This window comes from Paenarthrobacter histidinolovorans, from assembly GCF_014647595.1.
GTDB classification, from domain to species: Bacteria; Actinomycetota; Actinomycetes; order Actinomycetales; family Micrococcaceae; genus Arthrobacter; species Arthrobacter histidinolovorans.
In genome coordinates, this window is record NZ_BMPM01000005.1 from 53,171 (window position 1) to 67,610 (window position 14,440).

Below are 14,440 nucleotides of genomic sequence, written 5' to 3' on the forward strand. Positions count from 1 at the left end.
CGGCGCCGCCCACATCCGGGCAGCGCTGGTCCGTTTCTGTGTCGCTGGCGAATTTGGGTGGCGCAGCCAACGACGGCGCCCCTTGCGTCAGGCAGGTTTCCCACCTGACGCAAGGGGCGCCGTCGAGCGTTTCTTAGTAGTTGTACTTGCTGGTGGAGGCACCGATCGCGGCAAAGAAGATGATGCCAATCACCACCGTCAGCGCGATGCCGAGGTAGCCCATCACCAAGCCGGCGATTGCCATGCCCTTGCCAGCGGGTTCGCGCTTCAATGCGAGGTGGCCCAGAATCACGGCCGCAATCTGCGGGAGGATGACGAATCCGAAGCCAATGTAGACGGCGATACCGCACACCATGCTGGCAATGCTCAGGCCCTTGGGCTGGGTGGGCATGGCGTAGTAAGCAGGCTGGCCATACGGCGACTGCGGCTGGCCGTAGGGCTGCTGGCCGAAAGCCTGCTGCTGGTACGGGCTCGGCGGCTGGCCGTAAGGCGAGGCAGGCTGCTGGCTGTAGTCGCCCGGGGTGTAGGCGTCCTGGCCGGCGGGCTGGCCGTAGGCGTTCTGCTCGTACGGCGGGAGCGGCTGGGTGGCGTTGCCCTGGTCGAATGACTGCGTAGGCGGTTCGAACGACGGCGGGACGGGAACGCCCGGGGCCGGCGGGTTCTGCTCGGGAGCGCTGAACTGCGCCGGAGGAACGTACTGCGGCGGCTCGTAGCCGGCCGGCTTATCCTCGTTACCCTTGGATGGCTGATCTGACATAGGAATCCCCCTGAATGTGGTCTTTGATCCCAACACTACCGCCGTCCGGGGCCGCATATAAGGTGGCGCGCATTGTGGCGGCCGGCCGTTGCACGTGGGAGGCCGCCACTAAGGACACTGATGGTAAACGCGGAGTGAACCTTTGGGCGATCCCGGGAGATATCGTCCAAAGAAGTGCGCCATTCGGCGTCACAGGGGCCGGATCACGGACATTTCGTGTCAGCAGCCCCCTCGGTCTGGCATGCTGGACCCCATGGCTAGCCGAGCGGGCACAGTTGCCCTTCCCCAGGACCTTGTTGACATCACAGCCCTGCTGGACGCGTATTTCGACGTAGCTCCGGACTTGGGCGATCCCGCGCAGCGCGTGGCGTTTGGAACGTCGGGGCACCGTGGATCCAGTTTGAAGGCTTCCTTCAACGAGCCGCATATCCTTGCGATCACCCAAGCAATCGTTGAATACCGTGGCCGCCAGGGCATCACCGGGCCGCTGTTCATCGGCCGCGACACGCATGCCTTGAGCGAGCCGGCGCAGAACTCAGCACTCGAAGTGCTGGCCGCCAACGGCGTCACCGTCCTGGTGGACGCGCGCCACGGCTACACACCCACTCCTGCGCTGAGCCACGCAATCCTCAAATACAACAGGGAAGCCGGCGCGGGTACGCCCCAGGCCGACGGCATTGTTGTCACGCCCAGCCATAACCCTCCCGGCGACGGCGGCTTCAAGTACAACCCTCCACACGGCGGCCCGGCCGACACGGACGCCACCGGTTGGATCGCCGACCGCGCCAACCAGCTGCTCGAGAACGGGCTCCGCGGCGTCAAGCGAATGCCGCTGAATGACGCCCTGGCCGCCGAGACCACCGGCAAGTTCGACTTCCTCAGCAGCTACGTGGACGATCTGCCGTCAGTGCTGAACCTCAACGCCATCCGTGAGGCCGGGGTCCGGATCGGTGCCGACCCCATGGGCGGCGCGTCCGTGGATTACTGGGGCGAAATCGGCGAGCGCCACCAGCTCAACCTCACCGTGGTCAACCCCACCGTGGATCCGCAGTGGGCGTTCATGACCCTCGACTGGGACGAGAAGATCCGCATGGACTGCTCATCGCCGTCGGCCATGGCGTCGCTGATCAAGCGGATGTCCGATTCAACCGGCTCCTCGGGTGCGGGCTCCGCCTTTGATATCGCCACGGGAAACGACGCCGACGCCGATCGCCACGGCATCGTTACACCCGACGGTGGATTGATGAACCCGAACCACTACCTCGCCGTCGCCATCGACTACCTGTACCGCAACCGCAGCGGCTGGAACCCGAACTCCGTAGTCGGCAAGACGTTGGTGTCTTCCTCGATCATCGACCGCGTTGCCGCCGGGCTCGGCCGCAAACTGGTTGAAGTTCCTGTCGGCTTCAAGTGGTTCGTGCCTGGGCTGCTCTCTGGCGAAGGTGCTTTCGGTGGCGAAGAGTCAGCCGGAGCTTCGTTCAACAAGCTTGATGGCAGCGTATGGACCACGGATAAGGACGGCATCCTGCTGGCGTTGCTGGCGTCGGAGATCACCGCTGTTACGGGTAAGTCTCCGTCACAGTTGTACAAGGGCCTCACCGACCAGTTCGGCGCACCCGTCTACGCCCGCATCGACGCCGCTGCCACCCGTGAGCAGAAGTCCAAGCTGGGCAAGCTCTCCGCTGCGGATGTCACCGCTACCTCCCTTGCCGGCGAGGAAATCACTGCCAAGCTCACCGAGGCTCCGGGCAACGGCGCTTCGATCGGTGGGCTGAAGGTTGTCACGGAGAACGCCTGGTTCGCGGCGCGCCCGTCCGGCACCGAGGACGTCTACAAGATCTACGCTGAGTCCTTCAAGGGCGCCGACCACCTGAAGCAGGTCCAGGAAGAGGCCAAGGCGCTGGTGGACGGGGTCATCGCGTAGGCCCTACCCTCGCTGACTCCGGGCAAAATCGCTAGCGACACCCAAACGGGTTGAGGACACTTGAATTCAGGTGTCCTCAGCCCGTTTCTGTGTCTTCAGGCGTTGTGCGTGTCTTCAGGCGTTGTGCGTGTCCTGGGTCCAGAGCCGGAGGATCCTCCGGATGGTGTGGTCGCCGTCGGGGGCCATGTCCACCAGCGCTACTTGGTCAAGGACGACGGTGTCTCCGGACTTTGGGCGCTTCCCGTCGTGGTGCGAAATGTGTGGGCGGTAATGGTCCAAGACGTAGTTCGGGGTAGCAATCCTGGCTCCAACGCCGACTGCTGCCTCCACGATTTCCTCGTGCAGCCCTTGAAGCAGCGGATCGTGCTCGATCAGGCTCACCGGAATGGACCCCATATGCCCGAAACCAGCCTCTCCGCCCACTCTGAGCCGCGTACCAAGCGCGCCCTTGACCGACGCTTCGGCCAGGTCCGCAAGGACATCGGCGACGTCGGCACTCACGTCAGGGCCGACGTCGAACCTTAACAACGTGATGTGAAGCGGCCAGTCGCTGCGCGGAAAAACGAGCCCCGGTTGCACGGGCTCAGTGAACGCTACCCAGATGAGGTTCCGCATAGGCATAGTTTGCCACCCACCGCCCAACCCTCTCCCACATCCCCTGGAGTCGAGCCAGTGGCGATTTCAAATTTGGGGGAAATTATGAGGCTGGAGTTCTGGCACGTTCTGGTTCTGCTCGTACTACTGTTTGCAGCTGCCGTGGTGATCGTGGCCGTGACACTGCTCGTCCGTTGGGTCACCAGGACGGCAGATCGTCGAGATCGAGGCAGCGGACCCAGCCCGGAGTCGGAGCGTTGATTCCAAACCGGAGGAACCTGATCGAGCGTCCAGGGTGCCGGCAAAGCAAAACGCCCGCCCACAGGAGTGTGAGCGGGCGTCTGCTGCAGAGACCTTAGACGGTGCGAACGACGTCGTCGTAAGCGAACTTGGGCTTGGCTTCGCCCCAGGCGTCCGGGCCGGGCTGGCCGATGTTGACCACCAGGAAGCTCTTCTGATCACCGGCGGGGAAGAACTCAGCGTCGATCGCGGAGAAGTCGGCACCGGTCATCGGGCCCGCAGCGAAACCGAGGGAGCGCACAGCAAGGATGAAGTAACCGGCCTGCAGGTGGGCGTTGTTGTTGCCTGTGGCGGCGGCGAAAGCGGGATCGGCGTCGTACATTGCCTTGGGCGCGCCGTAGGCGGGCAGGAACTTGTCCCACTGCCCCTGCCAGTCGGTGTCGTAGGAGAGGATGGCGACGAGCGGAGCGGAGGCTGTCTTGGCTTTGTTGCCGTTGGAGAGGGTGTCCACCAGCTTGGCGCGGGCTTCGTCGGAGCGGACGTACGTCACGCGGAGCGGCTGCGAGTTGAAGGCGGTGGGGCCGAACTTGGTCAGTTCGTAGATGGCGCGGGCCTGCTCCTCGGTGACTTCACCGGCGAAGCTGTTGGCGGTGCGGGCTTCGGCAAAAATGGCGTCGACTGCTGCGGCGTCAATGACTGCTTCTTCGTGGGCGATCGTCATTCGTGAACCTTTCGCTGGGCCCGGACTCTGAGCCGGCCGGGCACTTCTGCTTTCCATGGTTGCAACTTCAACTTCCGCTGTCCTCTTCCCGTGACGGTGCGTGACGTTGGGCACAGGGTGAAAGTCGGTACCATCATGCTTGTGGGCTGCCGTGCGCTTTGCGCGGCCGCCTCAGCCGCGGGAATGACGACACCAGAAGGGGCCTGATGCCTACCTTTCCCCTAGCGGCCCGTCGCCGGGCCCTGGTAATTCCCATCCTGATGCTTCTGGCGTTCCTTCTTCCGTCCGCGCAGGCCTGGGGCTCAGTTGACCAGCAGCCCGCCAGCGACGACCACGGTAAACAGTTCTTCGGTGCTTTGCTGAACTGGGACAAGGACTCAGCCGCGGACTATGCCCAGCGGCTCGGCGCCCCGGCAGCCCTTTACGGACAAAACGTGTCCTTGCCCTTGGACGACGGCGGCCGGGAATACCTCACCGGTTACTTCGCCCAGGTGGCCGATCAAGGCTCACACGCGCTGCTCACCGTCCGCCCCGGGATCGCCCTGAAGGACATCAGCGACGACGTCGTCAGTACCTTTGCGCGACAAATCACGACGGCGGCTGCCGGCTTCAGGGGGAAGGTCTTCATCCGTTTCGCGCCCGAAATGAACGCCCCTTGGGTGGATTGGGGCCAGGAGCCGGAAGCGTACCGGGCTGCTTTTAGCCGGGTAGCTGCAGCCGTTCGCGGCAACCTGCCTGATCCTGTGATGGTGTGGTCGCCCACGGCGGAGAAAGATTATCCATTCCAAGCGGCAACCTCCACGCCACCCAAAGGCGTGCCCCTCGCTTCGTTGGACACCAACGGAAACGGCACGTGGGACCTGGATGACTCCGCGTTTGACCCCTACTACCCGGGCGATGACGTTGTCGATTGGATAGGGCTGTCCATTTATCACGACACCACAGGGGCCGGCGCTGCGCACAACACCCTCCCCGCTGCTGACGAGTTCAACGGTTCGCTGCACGCATCGAGTGGTGGCACGGGTACTGACAATTTCTATGCCACCTACGTCCAGGCCCGGAACAAGTCCCTCCTGGTCGAAACCGGCGCGTTCTACTCCCCCGGCGCTGGTGGCGCCAGCGAGATGGATGTGAAGCAGACGTGGTGGCACCAGGTGTTTGCTTCGGCGGCGCAGCCCGAAAACGGGGCCGTGCGGGCAGTGGTCTGGAACGAAACCACTGACGCACGCGATCAGAGCAAGGTGTCAATTGACTGGCGGACCACTGCCAACCCGTCGCTGGCGGCACCGTTCCGGACTTCTTTGGACGCCTCAGGCCTGACACTCGGTCCTGTCACCGAGAAGGGGCTGAAGGACGTTCCCGGGCTGGAAGCTCCGCAGGCGAAATCCGGCACGGTCATCCAGGGGTGGGCAGCATGGGCGACTGCCGGAACTGTCCTGGTGGCCGTCGCGGCCTTGTGGCTCCTCTCGTCACGGGCCGCGCCCAACAAGTGGTCCTACGGAGGCTCGGGGAAACGGGACGCCAGAATCGACATGCTTCGTGGACTGGCAATCGTCTTCGTGGTGGTCAACCACGTGGGCATCAACTCGGTCTTCCAGTTGCTGAGCCAGGAGACAATTGGCGTGGTTTCCGGGGCGGAACTGTTCGTGATGCTCTCCGGCGTAGTCCTGGGCATGGTCTATGGGCCGCGTATCGCCACAGAGCTTGGCGATGTGGTGGACGCAACCACCAAGCGCGCGTGGAAGCTCTACTTCACCGCCCTGGCCGTGGTCCTGATTGTTTATGGGCTGAGCCTGCTGCCTTTCATCAACGCCGCGGCTGTTACCACCTTCACGGATCAAGGAACGGGCGCCGCGGGTCATTCAGCCGCTGGAACAACCTATGACCTCTACGCCGGGATGGAAGGCTTGCTGCAGTTTCCGGTCCCCCAAGGCCTGATTCCGGCCCTGCTGTTGCTGCAGGTTGGGCCGTGGCAGTTCAACATCATGGGCCTCTACGTAGTCCTGTTGTTGATCAGCCCCTTGATCCTGGTGGCCCTCTCGCGTGGGCTCACCTGGCTGGTGCTCACCCTCAGCCTGGGCCTGTACATCGCGGGGTCTGTTTTCCGTTTCCGCTTGCTTCCCTCGCAGTTCGAGGACTCGTTTCCGTTGCTCGTATGGCAGGTTCTGTTCGTCCTGGGCATGACGGCGGGGTTCCATCGCCAACGGATCATCGACTGGTTCGCCAATCCCCGTCAACGTGTTCTTCTGGGGGCGTGCGTTTTTCTGGCTGCAGCCTGCGCGCTCTTTTCCTGGAGCGGCCCCTATTTGACCAATCAGCTGGACGTACGGCTGGCCCTCATCCCCGACGCCACCTTCCGGTTCGTTTATGACACCTTCTTCAGCCGGACGTACCTGGGCCCTGGGCGGCTGCTCAACGTCTTCCTCATCACCATCGCGTTTTACGCGCTGTTGAGTGCTTTTTGGAAGCCTCTGTCACGGGCCGTGGGCTGGTTCTTCATACCTCTTGGCCAGGCCACCCTGTACGTGTTCATCATGCACGTCTTCTTCATCGTGGCCATCGCCAACATCCCTGTCCTGCGGGACGGCAACCTCTGGCTGAACACCGCCGTGTACCTCGCGTTGCTCGCGATTCTGTGGACCATGGTGAAAACGAAGTTCCTTTTCAAGCTGGTTCCGCGGTAGGCGGCTATCACGGGGCGTGCGGGGTCACTTTGGCGGTAATGTTGCACCGAATCCCAATACTCTTCTGAGGAAGGCTCCGCCATGAGCATGCTCGGCACCAAATGGAAGCTCCACGGCAATGGCAAGTCCATCCGCCCCGGCCACGTGGTGGCACCCGATGAGCGGCTCGCCTGGCCCCTGACCATCGGCATCGGCATGCAGCACGTTGTCGCGATGTTCGGGGCGACCTTCCTGGTCCCGATCATCACGGGCATGCCGCCCGCCACCACTCTGTTCTTCTCCGGCATCGGCACCCTGCTGTTTCTGGTCATCACCAAGGGCCGGGTACCCAGCTACCTGGGTTCGAGCTTCGCTTTCATCGCCCCGATCATGGCGTCCCAGCAGCAGTACGGCGTCGCCGGCGCCCTGGGCGGCGTGGTGCTTGCCGGCGTCGTACTGGCGCTTATTGGTGCGGTTGTCCAGAAGTTCGGCGCTGAGTGGATCAACCGGCTGATGCCGCCGATCGTCACCGGCGCGATTGTGGCGCTGATCGGCCTGAACCTGGCGCCGGCCGCAAAGGCGAACTTCGACCTCGCGCCCGTCACCGCGCTCATCACGCTTGTGACGATCATCCTGGTTTCTGTCCTGTTCCGCGGGATTCTGGGGCGCCTGAGCATCCTGGTGGGCGTGGTTGTGGGCTACCTCGTGGCGATGATGCGCGGCGAGGTGTCGTACGAAAAGATGGACGCCGCAGCCTGGGTTGGCCTGCCGTTCTTCCAGACGCCCGAATTCCACATCGGCGTTGTGGGCCTGTTTGTCCCGGTAGTTCTGGTGCTGGTGGCTGAGAACGTGGGGCACGTGAAGTCAGTGGCCGCAATGACCGGCCAGAACCTCGACGGCGTCTCCGGCCGCGCGCTGATGGCCGACGGCGCCGCGACGGTACTTGCCGGGTTCGGCGGCGGTTCCGGTACCACGACGTACGCGGAGAACATCGGCGTCATGGCCGCCACCAAGGTCTACTCGACGGCGGCCTACTGGGTGGCCGGTGTCTTCGCCATCCTGCTGAGCTTCTCCCCGAAATTCGGCGAACTGATCGCGACCGTCCCGGCCGGTGTGCTGGGCGGCGCCGCGACCATGCTGTACGGCATGATCGGCGTGCTCGGCGTGAAGATCTGGGTGCAGAACAAGGTCAACTTCTCCAACCCGATCAACCTCACCACCGCTGCTGTTGCTTTGATCATCGGCATCGCGGACTACACCTGGACCATAGGTGAGCTGAAGTTCACGGGCATTGCCCTTGGCTCCGCTGCTGCATTGGTGATCTACCACGGCATGAAGGGGTTGGCCCGCTGGCGCGGGACCGTCGCCGAGCCGGAAACCGAGACGGCGGGGCTGCCGCCTGCGGTGAAGTCGGCGATGAACGCTGCGGCGAAGCGGGGCGGGAAGAAGGGGAGGTAGGGGTGCGGTGCATCACCGACGCTGAGCGGCAAGTACTCGACCTGTTTCTTTCCGTCGAGTTCGAGGGCGTCGGTGCCTTCAGAGAGCAAGCGATGCACATTCTTGGAGTCGAGCCGGACTGCATTTGTGGTTGCCCGTCGATCAAGTTTCACATCGATCGATCGAAAGCGCCTGCCACACCGGCATATCGCCTGCTCCCAACGGAGTTGGAGGAGCTCAGCCGACCCGCCGGCATCCCGTCGTCTGTGCTTTGTCTTCTCGACAAGGACGGCTATCTGGCAAGCCTGGAATGTGTGTACTACGACGATGTTGTCACCGAATGGCCTGCACACGATCGTTGCGCAGTCATCCTCCGGGGCATCGGGGGGAACCTGACTTCAGTGTCGCTACCGAGCGGCGTCCTCGTGCGACCCCATGATGACGAAGATCCTTGGGCTTCCTTCAGCGAGGAAGGATTGGGATTCAGGGCAACGACACGCAAGGGATGGGCTGAAACTTATAGCGCCAACGGGGAGTTGGTGTCGCGGCTCATGGAGAGCAAACGATGAAGCGAGAACCCTCGGAAAAGGAACACGGCAGCAAGCCCCGGACGCAGATTTCGGTCCGAACGTACCTTATCTGCCTCGCGGTGCTCATAGCGTTGTCCTTCGGCGCCCCTGCAGTGGAGAAGCTCCTGAGGCCCAGGGCTGAAAAAGTCTGCACCACCGAGGACGTGGTCATTTCCCATGAGAACCGAAGCCGCACCTCCTATAAGCTCGACACCTCGTGCGGGCAACTCGTGGTGGACGACTCGATTGCCGAGGAAGCCAGCAGGACCATCGAAAGACACACAACCTACCGCATGGTTATCGCTTCAGGTCTCCTGGGCGAGTACCTGGTGGAGTTGCCAGTTAAAGTCCAGCCCTGACGGCACTGACAAATGAGATGGCCTATGAAGCAACGACACCCGAGCACGACCCAAAGCGCTGATCCAGATAACGTTCGCCTCTCCGTAGTCCGGGAAACGATCATTCCCGTTCTGCTGAACGGCCTGGTCGGCATCATCGTGGTGGCAGGGCTTTGGATCACCGTTGTTCCGCCGGAATCACCGGGCAGGCTGTTCCAACTGGCTTTGGGGGGCCTTGTTGTCCTGGGGCTCTGCCTTCGGTCAAGGTTCCCCTGGCTAGCTGCCGCGTGGACCGGCGTTGTGACGGCCGTTGGCTGGAGCTTGGGAATGACCGAGGATCCCTTTTTGGTGACAGGGCTCTGCCTGTACGTTGCCGCGGAACGATTCGGGACGCGGCTTTTTCCTGCATGGCTGATCGTGCTGGAAATTCTTCTGTTTGCGTCCTTGCTTCTGGTCTCTGCGGAGGGCGCCGAAGCGAGCATCCGGGGCATCATCCTGGGTGCCGTCATCATCGGGGCCGCATGGGTCTTGGGAATTCGCACCCAACGCATGCGTTACGAAACCGAGCGCAATGCCCGGGCGCAGGAACGGCTTCGGCTGGCGCGGGATATCCACGACGTACTGTCCCACGCCCTGGGAGGGATTGGGGTGCGGGCCGGTGTCGTGGCCCATGTAAAGTCGTCCACCACCGACGATCTGCGATCTGCGCTGCAGGGCATCGAGTCCGACGCCCGTGATGCGCTGGGCCAACTGCAGGTCTTGATGCGCCAGGAACGAACTGAAGCGGCTGATGACACTCCGCCGGGAAGCCTTCCGGAACTGGTGCAGGAGCTCTCGCAGCCGGCCATACGGGCAGGCATATCCGTCCTGATCGACGCCGACGAAAGTGCCCACGATCTCCCGGCCGCGCAGCGAACCACCGCGTATCGAATCATTCAGGAAGCCCTGACAAACGTGATCCGGCATTCCGCGGCTGAAACCTGCCGAATCACTGTCAGGACGGAGGGCGGCGACCTGAAAATCAACATCCTCGACGACGGCCCGGGGGCGGCTTTGGCTTCCAAGAACGGTCACGGACTCACAGGAATGCGTGAACGGGCTCAGTTATTGGGCGGGACCTTCGAAGCAGGACGGGACGTCAATGGTTACCGTGTGGCTGTTTCACTGCCAGGAACTGCGGGGAGGGCGCACACCCGATGAATGAAATCAGTGTGCTCATCGCAGACGACGATGCTCACATCAGGACGTCACTGCACCTCTTGATCGACGACGAGCCGGACATGACGGTGTCCGCCGTGGCTGCGGACGGCGCGGAAGCCGTGGAGTCCATCTTGGAGCATCAACCGGATGTGGCGCTCATGGATGTTCGAATGCCACGGATGACAGGCCTTGAAGCTGCAGGCATTCTGGCCTCCCGGAAATCCAGCACCCGGTTGGTCATGCTGACCACCTTCGATCTGGACGACTACGTCTACCAAGCACTCCGCCAGGGTGCCTCGGGGTTCCTGCTGAAGAACGCACCGCTGCCCGACATCCTCAAGGCAATCCGCACCGCGCATGAAGGTAACGCCCTCCTGGCTCCGGAGATCACCCGCCGTCTCATAGACCGCTTCACCCTGCGCCCGGCCGCACACGACCGCATCAGCGAGCTGACAGTCCGCGAACGCGAAACCTTGACCCTCATCGGACAAGGCGCCTCCAACAACGAGATCGCGGCAGCCCTGTTTCTCACGCGAACCACGGTGCGGACCTATGTGAGTAGAATCCTGACGAAACTGGACGCGCGGGACAGAGCCCAACTTGTTGTCATCGCCTACGAAGGCGGCCTTGTGGGTCCTACGCCCATCTAAAGCCTTTCCCCGCCCAAGAGCGTGCCACGACTGTCAACACCTGCAGACAGACAAGCGATGCTGGTCCGGATTGACTTGAGTTATGCCAGTATCTTCCAGAGCGGCCCTTGATGTGCGGCCGGGGTTAAGAACCACCATGGCCCGCGCTGTCAGGGCCGAGACCACCAAACTCCTGACACTGCGTCTTTGCCTCAACACCATGGCGGGAACGGTGCTGCTCACGGTGCTTCTTTCCTGGATACTGACCAAGCTGATCGACGCCGCCCATGCAGCGGGGAGGCCGGAGGAAGCAGCTGGCCTTGAGGGAGGCACGGCCTTTCTGGTCGTCCTTCACTATGGACAAATAGGGGTCATCCTTCTTGCTGCGTGGTCGATGCACCAGGAATCGGACAGCGGCTCGCTTCGAAGCACCTTGATCAGCCTCCCGCAGCGCAGTGCCGTGTTGGCGGCCAAAGCGATCGTGATTGTCGTTGCCGTTTTCATCACGGCTGTCCTGAGCGTATTTGGGTCGGCAGGCATTCGTTGCGTGGTTATCGACTGCACCGCCGAGAGCAGCCAGATAGCAGCAACTCCACAAGCGGCATCGGGAATCCTTTGGGGCGTGGTCCTTTACTGGATACTCATCGCCCTGTTCACCTACGCCTTGTCGGTGGTCCTTCGCAGCGGGTTGGCGGCCATGGGCACGGTCTTGGCGATGGCCCTCATTGTCTCCACCTACATGGTGAACATCACGCCCCTGGCCAAGTTCCTGCCGGATCAGGCGGGAGCCCAGCTCTACCAACTGCCACCTTCTGCGCCGGGCAATTTGGGACCTGCGACGGGCGGATTGGTCCTCGCGGTGTGGGTGGTCTCAGCGCTGATCGCTGCTCTTGTTCTGTTCCGCTGCCAACCAGTTCGCCGCTAAGTGACATCGACTACCGAGGAGATCAGACAGTGATCGAGATCAAGAGTTTGAGCAAGAAATACGGGCAGTCGGACGGAATCATCGACGTCTCACTGACGGCCGAGCCCGGGAAGGTCACCGCGTTTCTCGGCCCGAACGGGGCCGGCAAGTCGACCACTTTCCGTCTGCTTCTAGGCCTCGACCGGGCGGACAGCGGGTCCGCGCTCATCGAAGGAAAGCCTTACCGGGACCTCATCGCCCCCCTCTGGACCGTTGGAGCTCAGTTCGATGGCTCAGGAGCCCACAAGGGTCGCACAGCCAAGGCCCATCTCACCTGGCTGGCTCAATCCAATGGCATTCCGCATTCGAGGATCGGTGAAGTCCTGGAGCTCGTCGGACTTTCGGACGCCGCCCGGAAGCGCGTGGGAGCGTACTCGCTGGGGATGGGTCAACGGCTGGGGATCGCCGCGGCCCTCCTCGGCGATCCACGCATTATTGTTCTGGATGAGCCGACCAACGGTTTGGATCCCGAAGGCATCCGCTGGATCCGGGGGCTTCTAAGAACCCTCGCGTCCAACGGCAAGACTGTCCTTATTTCCAGCCATCTCATAAATGAGGTCCAGCACGTCGCTGACCATATCGTCGTCATTTCCGGTGGCCGCATTGTCCAGTCCGGAAACGTCGATGATCTGGTAGCCGGTCACCATGACCTTGAGGCCGCCTACTTTGACTGGACCGGCAACGCAGCTAAGGGAAGCGCCGCATGACTACACTCGTGGACACTGCCCGAAAGCCCAGTCTGTTCCGTGCCGAACTCACCAAACTCGTCACTTTAAGGTCCGTGTGGATCACTGCAGCCCTGACGTGGCTCATCGTCGTCCTCGTCGGGTGGTCCCAGGCGAGTCCGGTGGGGGAAGCGCTCCGAACCAATGACCCCGGTCTGGCCCCAGGGGCGAGTCCGGAGACGGTGGGCTTTGACTGGGTTGCGCTGGGACTGATTGGAATCATTGTTATCGGCGTCATTTCCGCATCGAGTGAGTACGTGTCGGGCCAACTGCGGACCAGCCTGGTGGCCGCGCCGAACCGCGAGCGCCTGTACGTGGCAAAATGCACTGCGTTGACGGTGTTCGTCACGCTGCTGGGTCTGGTGACCATCCCGCTGTTGAGCCTGCTGTCCCAATCCGGTCTCGGCGAAATTTCGGTCGTCAACGGGACCGTTCCGGCAAGCCTCGTTCTCCGTTGGGTTGGTGCCATCGCTTTCTGGGATGCCATAGCCCTCATTGGGTTCGCGCTGGGCATCTTGCTCAAGCAGACGCTGATACCGCTATTTGCGCTGATTGTGGTGTCACAACTGTCGTTGATGTTGCTCTTGCTGACTCCGGCTTTTGCCTATCTGCCCACCGTGGCCGGGGTCCTGCTGTTCGATCCCGGCTTGGTGACGGCGTCTTACCCGGCTGCGGACCTGGGTACTCTCACCGCTGCGATAGTAACTTTCACCTGGACAGCAGGCCTCGTGGGTTTTGCAGGGTTCAGGTTCAGCACGCGGGACGCCCGCGGATAGCTGAACCACGACGGCGGTCCTCACCTCAGACTAAGGCGGGACCGCCGTCGGGCTTGGCTCAGCGACGTACGAGGCCGGTTCTCACAGCGACTGAATATGTGCGGCTACGCGTATGTTCACCAACCTTATCGAATTGATCAGCTTGCTTACTAACGCATCCTTCCCTAGGCTGGAACAGGTCAGACAAACAACTCTCGCAGCAGCGGCACACGCCCAAAAAGCAGCCGAACAAGAGGAGGAACAATGTCAGAACACAACATCGCAGGCAAGAAGGTCGCATTCCTTTTGACAGACGGCGTGGAGCAGGTGGAACTCACCAGCCCGTGGCAAGCCATCAAGGACGCCGGAGGCGAGCCCACCCTGGTAGCCCTCGACAAAGGCAAGCTCCAGGGCTTCAACGGCGTGGAGAAGGGTGACACCTTCGACGTCGACCTCGCAGTTGCGGACGCCGACGCATCCAACTTCGACGCACTGGTCCTGCCCGGCGGCGTCGTCAACGCGGACAACCTCCGCGTGGACAAGGACGCCCAGAACTTCACGCGCTCCTTCTTTGAGCAGCACAAGCCAGTGGCATCGATCTGCCACGGACCGTGGATCCTCATCGAAGCCGGAGTGATCAAGGGCCGCAACGTCACCTCGTACCACACGCTCCAAACGGACCTGAAGAACGCGGGTGCCAACTGGAGCGATGAAGAAGTGGTGTGCGATCAGGGGCTGGTCACCAGCCGCAACCCGGACGACCTCCCGGCGTTCAACGCCAAGGTTGTTGAAGAGATCTCGGAAGGCCAGCACGCCGGCCAGACCGCATAGCGGCCACCAGCGTCCTTAAGGCGAGTGCCGCCGTCGTACTTTCACAAGAAGTACGACGGCGGCACTTGCCGTTTTGCTGGCTGCGGCAAGTTC

At 62.4% G+C, this 14,440-nt stretch carries 14 protein-coding genes; 11 read left to right on the forward strand and 3 right to left on the reverse strand.

Annotated elements, in window-relative coordinates:
• Positions 1-133 precede the first annotated feature (133 nt).
• Positions 134-757, reverse strand: a complete 624-nt coding sequence (locus IEY62_RS12915; RefSeq protein WP_189018458.1) for a DUF4190 domain-containing protein — start codon at positions 755-757, stop codon at positions 134-136.
• 253 nt (positions 758-1,010) lie between these two features.
• Here IEY62_RS12915 and pgm point away from each other — a divergent pair, with 253 nt between their 5' ends.
• Positions 1,011-2,681 (forward strand): phosphoglucomutase (alpha-D-glucose-1,6-bisphosphate-dependent), encoded by a 1,671-nt coding sequence (gene pgm / locus IEY62_RS12920; RefSeq protein WP_229785274.1) that lies wholly within the window; start codon positions 1,011-1,013, stop codon positions 2,679-2,681.
• Between the two features lie 114 nt (positions 2,682-2,795).
• On the opposite strand, the gene IEY62_RS12925 is transcribed toward pgm, so the two are convergent.
• Positions 2,796-3,296: a 2'-5' RNA ligase family protein gene (locus IEY62_RS12925; protein ID WP_189018462.1), complete on the reverse strand. Its 501-nt coding sequence runs from the start codon at positions 3,294-3,296 to the stop codon at positions 2,796-2,798.
• 334 nt (positions 3,297-3,630) lie between these two features.
• Complete coding sequence (locus tag IEY62_RS12930; RefSeq protein ID WP_189018464.1) at positions 3,631-4,236, reverse strand: malonic semialdehyde reductase; 606 nt, start codon at positions 4,234-4,236, stop codon at positions 3,631-3,633.
• Positions 4,237-4,442: 206 nt separating this feature from the next.
• Between IEY62_RS12930 and opgC the strand changes: the two genes are divergently transcribed.
• The 10 genes from opgC to IEY62_RS12980 all read left to right on the forward strand — a co-directional run bounded on the left by opgC (position 4,443) and on the right by IEY62_RS12980 (position 14,347).
• Positions 4,443-6,920: an OpgC domain-containing protein gene (gene opgC, locus IEY62_RS12935; RefSeq protein ID WP_189018466.1), complete on the forward strand. Its 2,478-nt coding sequence runs from the start codon at positions 4,443-4,445 to the stop codon at positions 6,918-6,920.
• Between the two features lie 81 nt (positions 6,921-7,001).
• Positions 7,002-8,357, forward strand: a complete 1,356-nt coding sequence (locus IEY62_RS12940; protein WP_189018468.1) for a uracil-xanthine permease family protein — start codon at positions 7,002-7,004, stop codon at positions 8,355-8,357.
• Positions 8,358-8,359: 2 nt separating this feature from the next.
• Positions 8,360-8,905, forward strand: a complete 546-nt coding sequence (locus tag IEY62_RS12945; RefSeq protein WP_189018470.1) for a hypothetical protein — start codon at positions 8,360-8,362, stop codon at positions 8,903-8,905.
• Positions 8,902-9,264 (forward strand): hypothetical protein, encoded by a 363-nt coding sequence (locus IEY62_RS12950; RefSeq protein WP_189018472.1) that lies wholly within the window; start codon positions 8,902-8,904, stop codon positions 9,262-9,264. The genes IEY62_RS12945 and IEY62_RS12950 overlap by 4 nt, the downstream gene beginning before the upstream one ends.
• Positions 9,265-9,288: 24 nt before the next feature.
• Positions 9,289-10,443, forward strand: a complete 1,155-nt coding sequence (locus IEY62_RS12955) for a sensor histidine kinase (protein WP_189018474.1) — start codon at positions 9,289-9,291, stop codon at positions 10,441-10,443.
• Positions 10,440-11,093 (forward strand): response regulator transcription factor, encoded by a 654-nt coding sequence (locus IEY62_RS12960; RefSeq protein ID WP_189018476.1) that lies wholly within the window; start codon positions 10,440-10,442, stop codon positions 11,091-11,093. The genes IEY62_RS12955 and IEY62_RS12960 overlap by 4 nt, the downstream gene beginning before the upstream one ends.
• Positions 11,094-11,229: 136 nt before the next feature.
• A complete protein-coding gene (locus tag IEY62_RS12965) occupies positions 11,230-11,997 on the forward strand; it encodes a hypothetical protein (protein WP_189018478.1) in 768 nt (255 codons plus the stop codon).
• A 29-nt stretch (positions 11,998-12,026) separates the two neighbouring features.
• Positions 12,027-12,743 carry an ABC transporter ATP-binding protein gene (locus IEY62_RS12970; protein WP_189018480.1) on the forward strand — a complete coding sequence of 239 codons (717 nt, stop codon included), beginning with the start codon at positions 12,027-12,029 and terminating at the stop codon, positions 12,741-12,743.
• Complete coding sequence (locus IEY62_RS12975; RefSeq protein WP_189018482.1) at positions 12,740-13,537, forward strand: ABC transporter permease; 798 nt, start codon at positions 12,740-12,742, stop codon at positions 13,535-13,537. The genes IEY62_RS12970 and IEY62_RS12975 overlap by 4 nt, the downstream gene beginning before the upstream one ends.
• A 243-nt stretch (positions 13,538-13,780) precedes the next feature.
• On the forward strand, positions 13,781-14,347 hold the full coding sequence (locus tag IEY62_RS12980; RefSeq protein ID WP_189018484.1) for a type 1 glutamine amidotransferase domain-containing protein: 567 nt from the start codon (positions 13,781-13,783) through the stop codon (positions 14,345-14,347).
• Positions 14,348-14,440 lie beyond the last annotated feature (93 nt).

Coding starts and splice junctions, on each gene's coding strand:
- IEY62_RS12915 (WP_189018458.1), bottom strand. CDS start 757: ATGTCAGATCAGCCATCCAAGGGTAACGAGGATAAGCCGGCCGGCTAC.
- pgm (WP_229785274.1), top strand. CDS start 1,011: ATGGCTAGCCGAGCGGGCACAGTTGCCCTTCCCCAGGACCTTGTTGAC.
- IEY62_RS12925 (WP_189018462.1), bottom strand. CDS start 3,296: ATGCGGAACCTCATCTGGGTAGCGTTCACTGAGCCCGTGCAACCGGGG.
- IEY62_RS12930 (WP_189018464.1), bottom strand. CDS start 4,236: ATGACGATCGCCCACGAAGAAGCAGTCATTGACGCCGCAGCAGTCGAC.
- opgC (WP_189018466.1), top strand. CDS start 4,443: ATGCCTACCTTTCCCCTAGCGGCCCGTCGCCGGGCCCTGGTAATTCCC.
- IEY62_RS12940 (WP_189018468.1), top strand. CDS start 7,002: ATGAGCATGCTCGGCACCAAATGGAAGCTCCACGGCAATGGCAAGTCC.
- IEY62_RS12950 (WP_189018472.1), top strand. CDS start 8,902: ATGAAGCGAGAACCCTCGGAAAAGGAACACGGCAGCAAGCCCCGGACG.
- IEY62_RS12955 (WP_189018474.1), top strand. CDS start 9,289: ATGAAGCAACGACACCCGAGCACGACCCAAAGCGCTGATCCAGATAAC.
- IEY62_RS12960 (WP_189018476.1), top strand. CDS start 10,440: ATGAATGAAATCAGTGTGCTCATCGCAGACGACGATGCTCACATCAGG.
- IEY62_RS12965 (WP_189018478.1), top strand. CDS start 11,230: ATGGCCCGCGCTGTCAGGGCCGAGACCACCAAACTCCTGACACTGCGT.
- IEY62_RS12975 (WP_189018482.1), top strand. CDS start 12,740: ATGACTACACTCGTGGACACTGCCCGAAAGCCCAGTCTGTTCCGTGCC.
- IEY62_RS12980 (WP_189018484.1), top strand. CDS start 13,781: ATGTCAGAACACAACATCGCAGGCAAGAAGGTCGCATTCCTTTTGACA.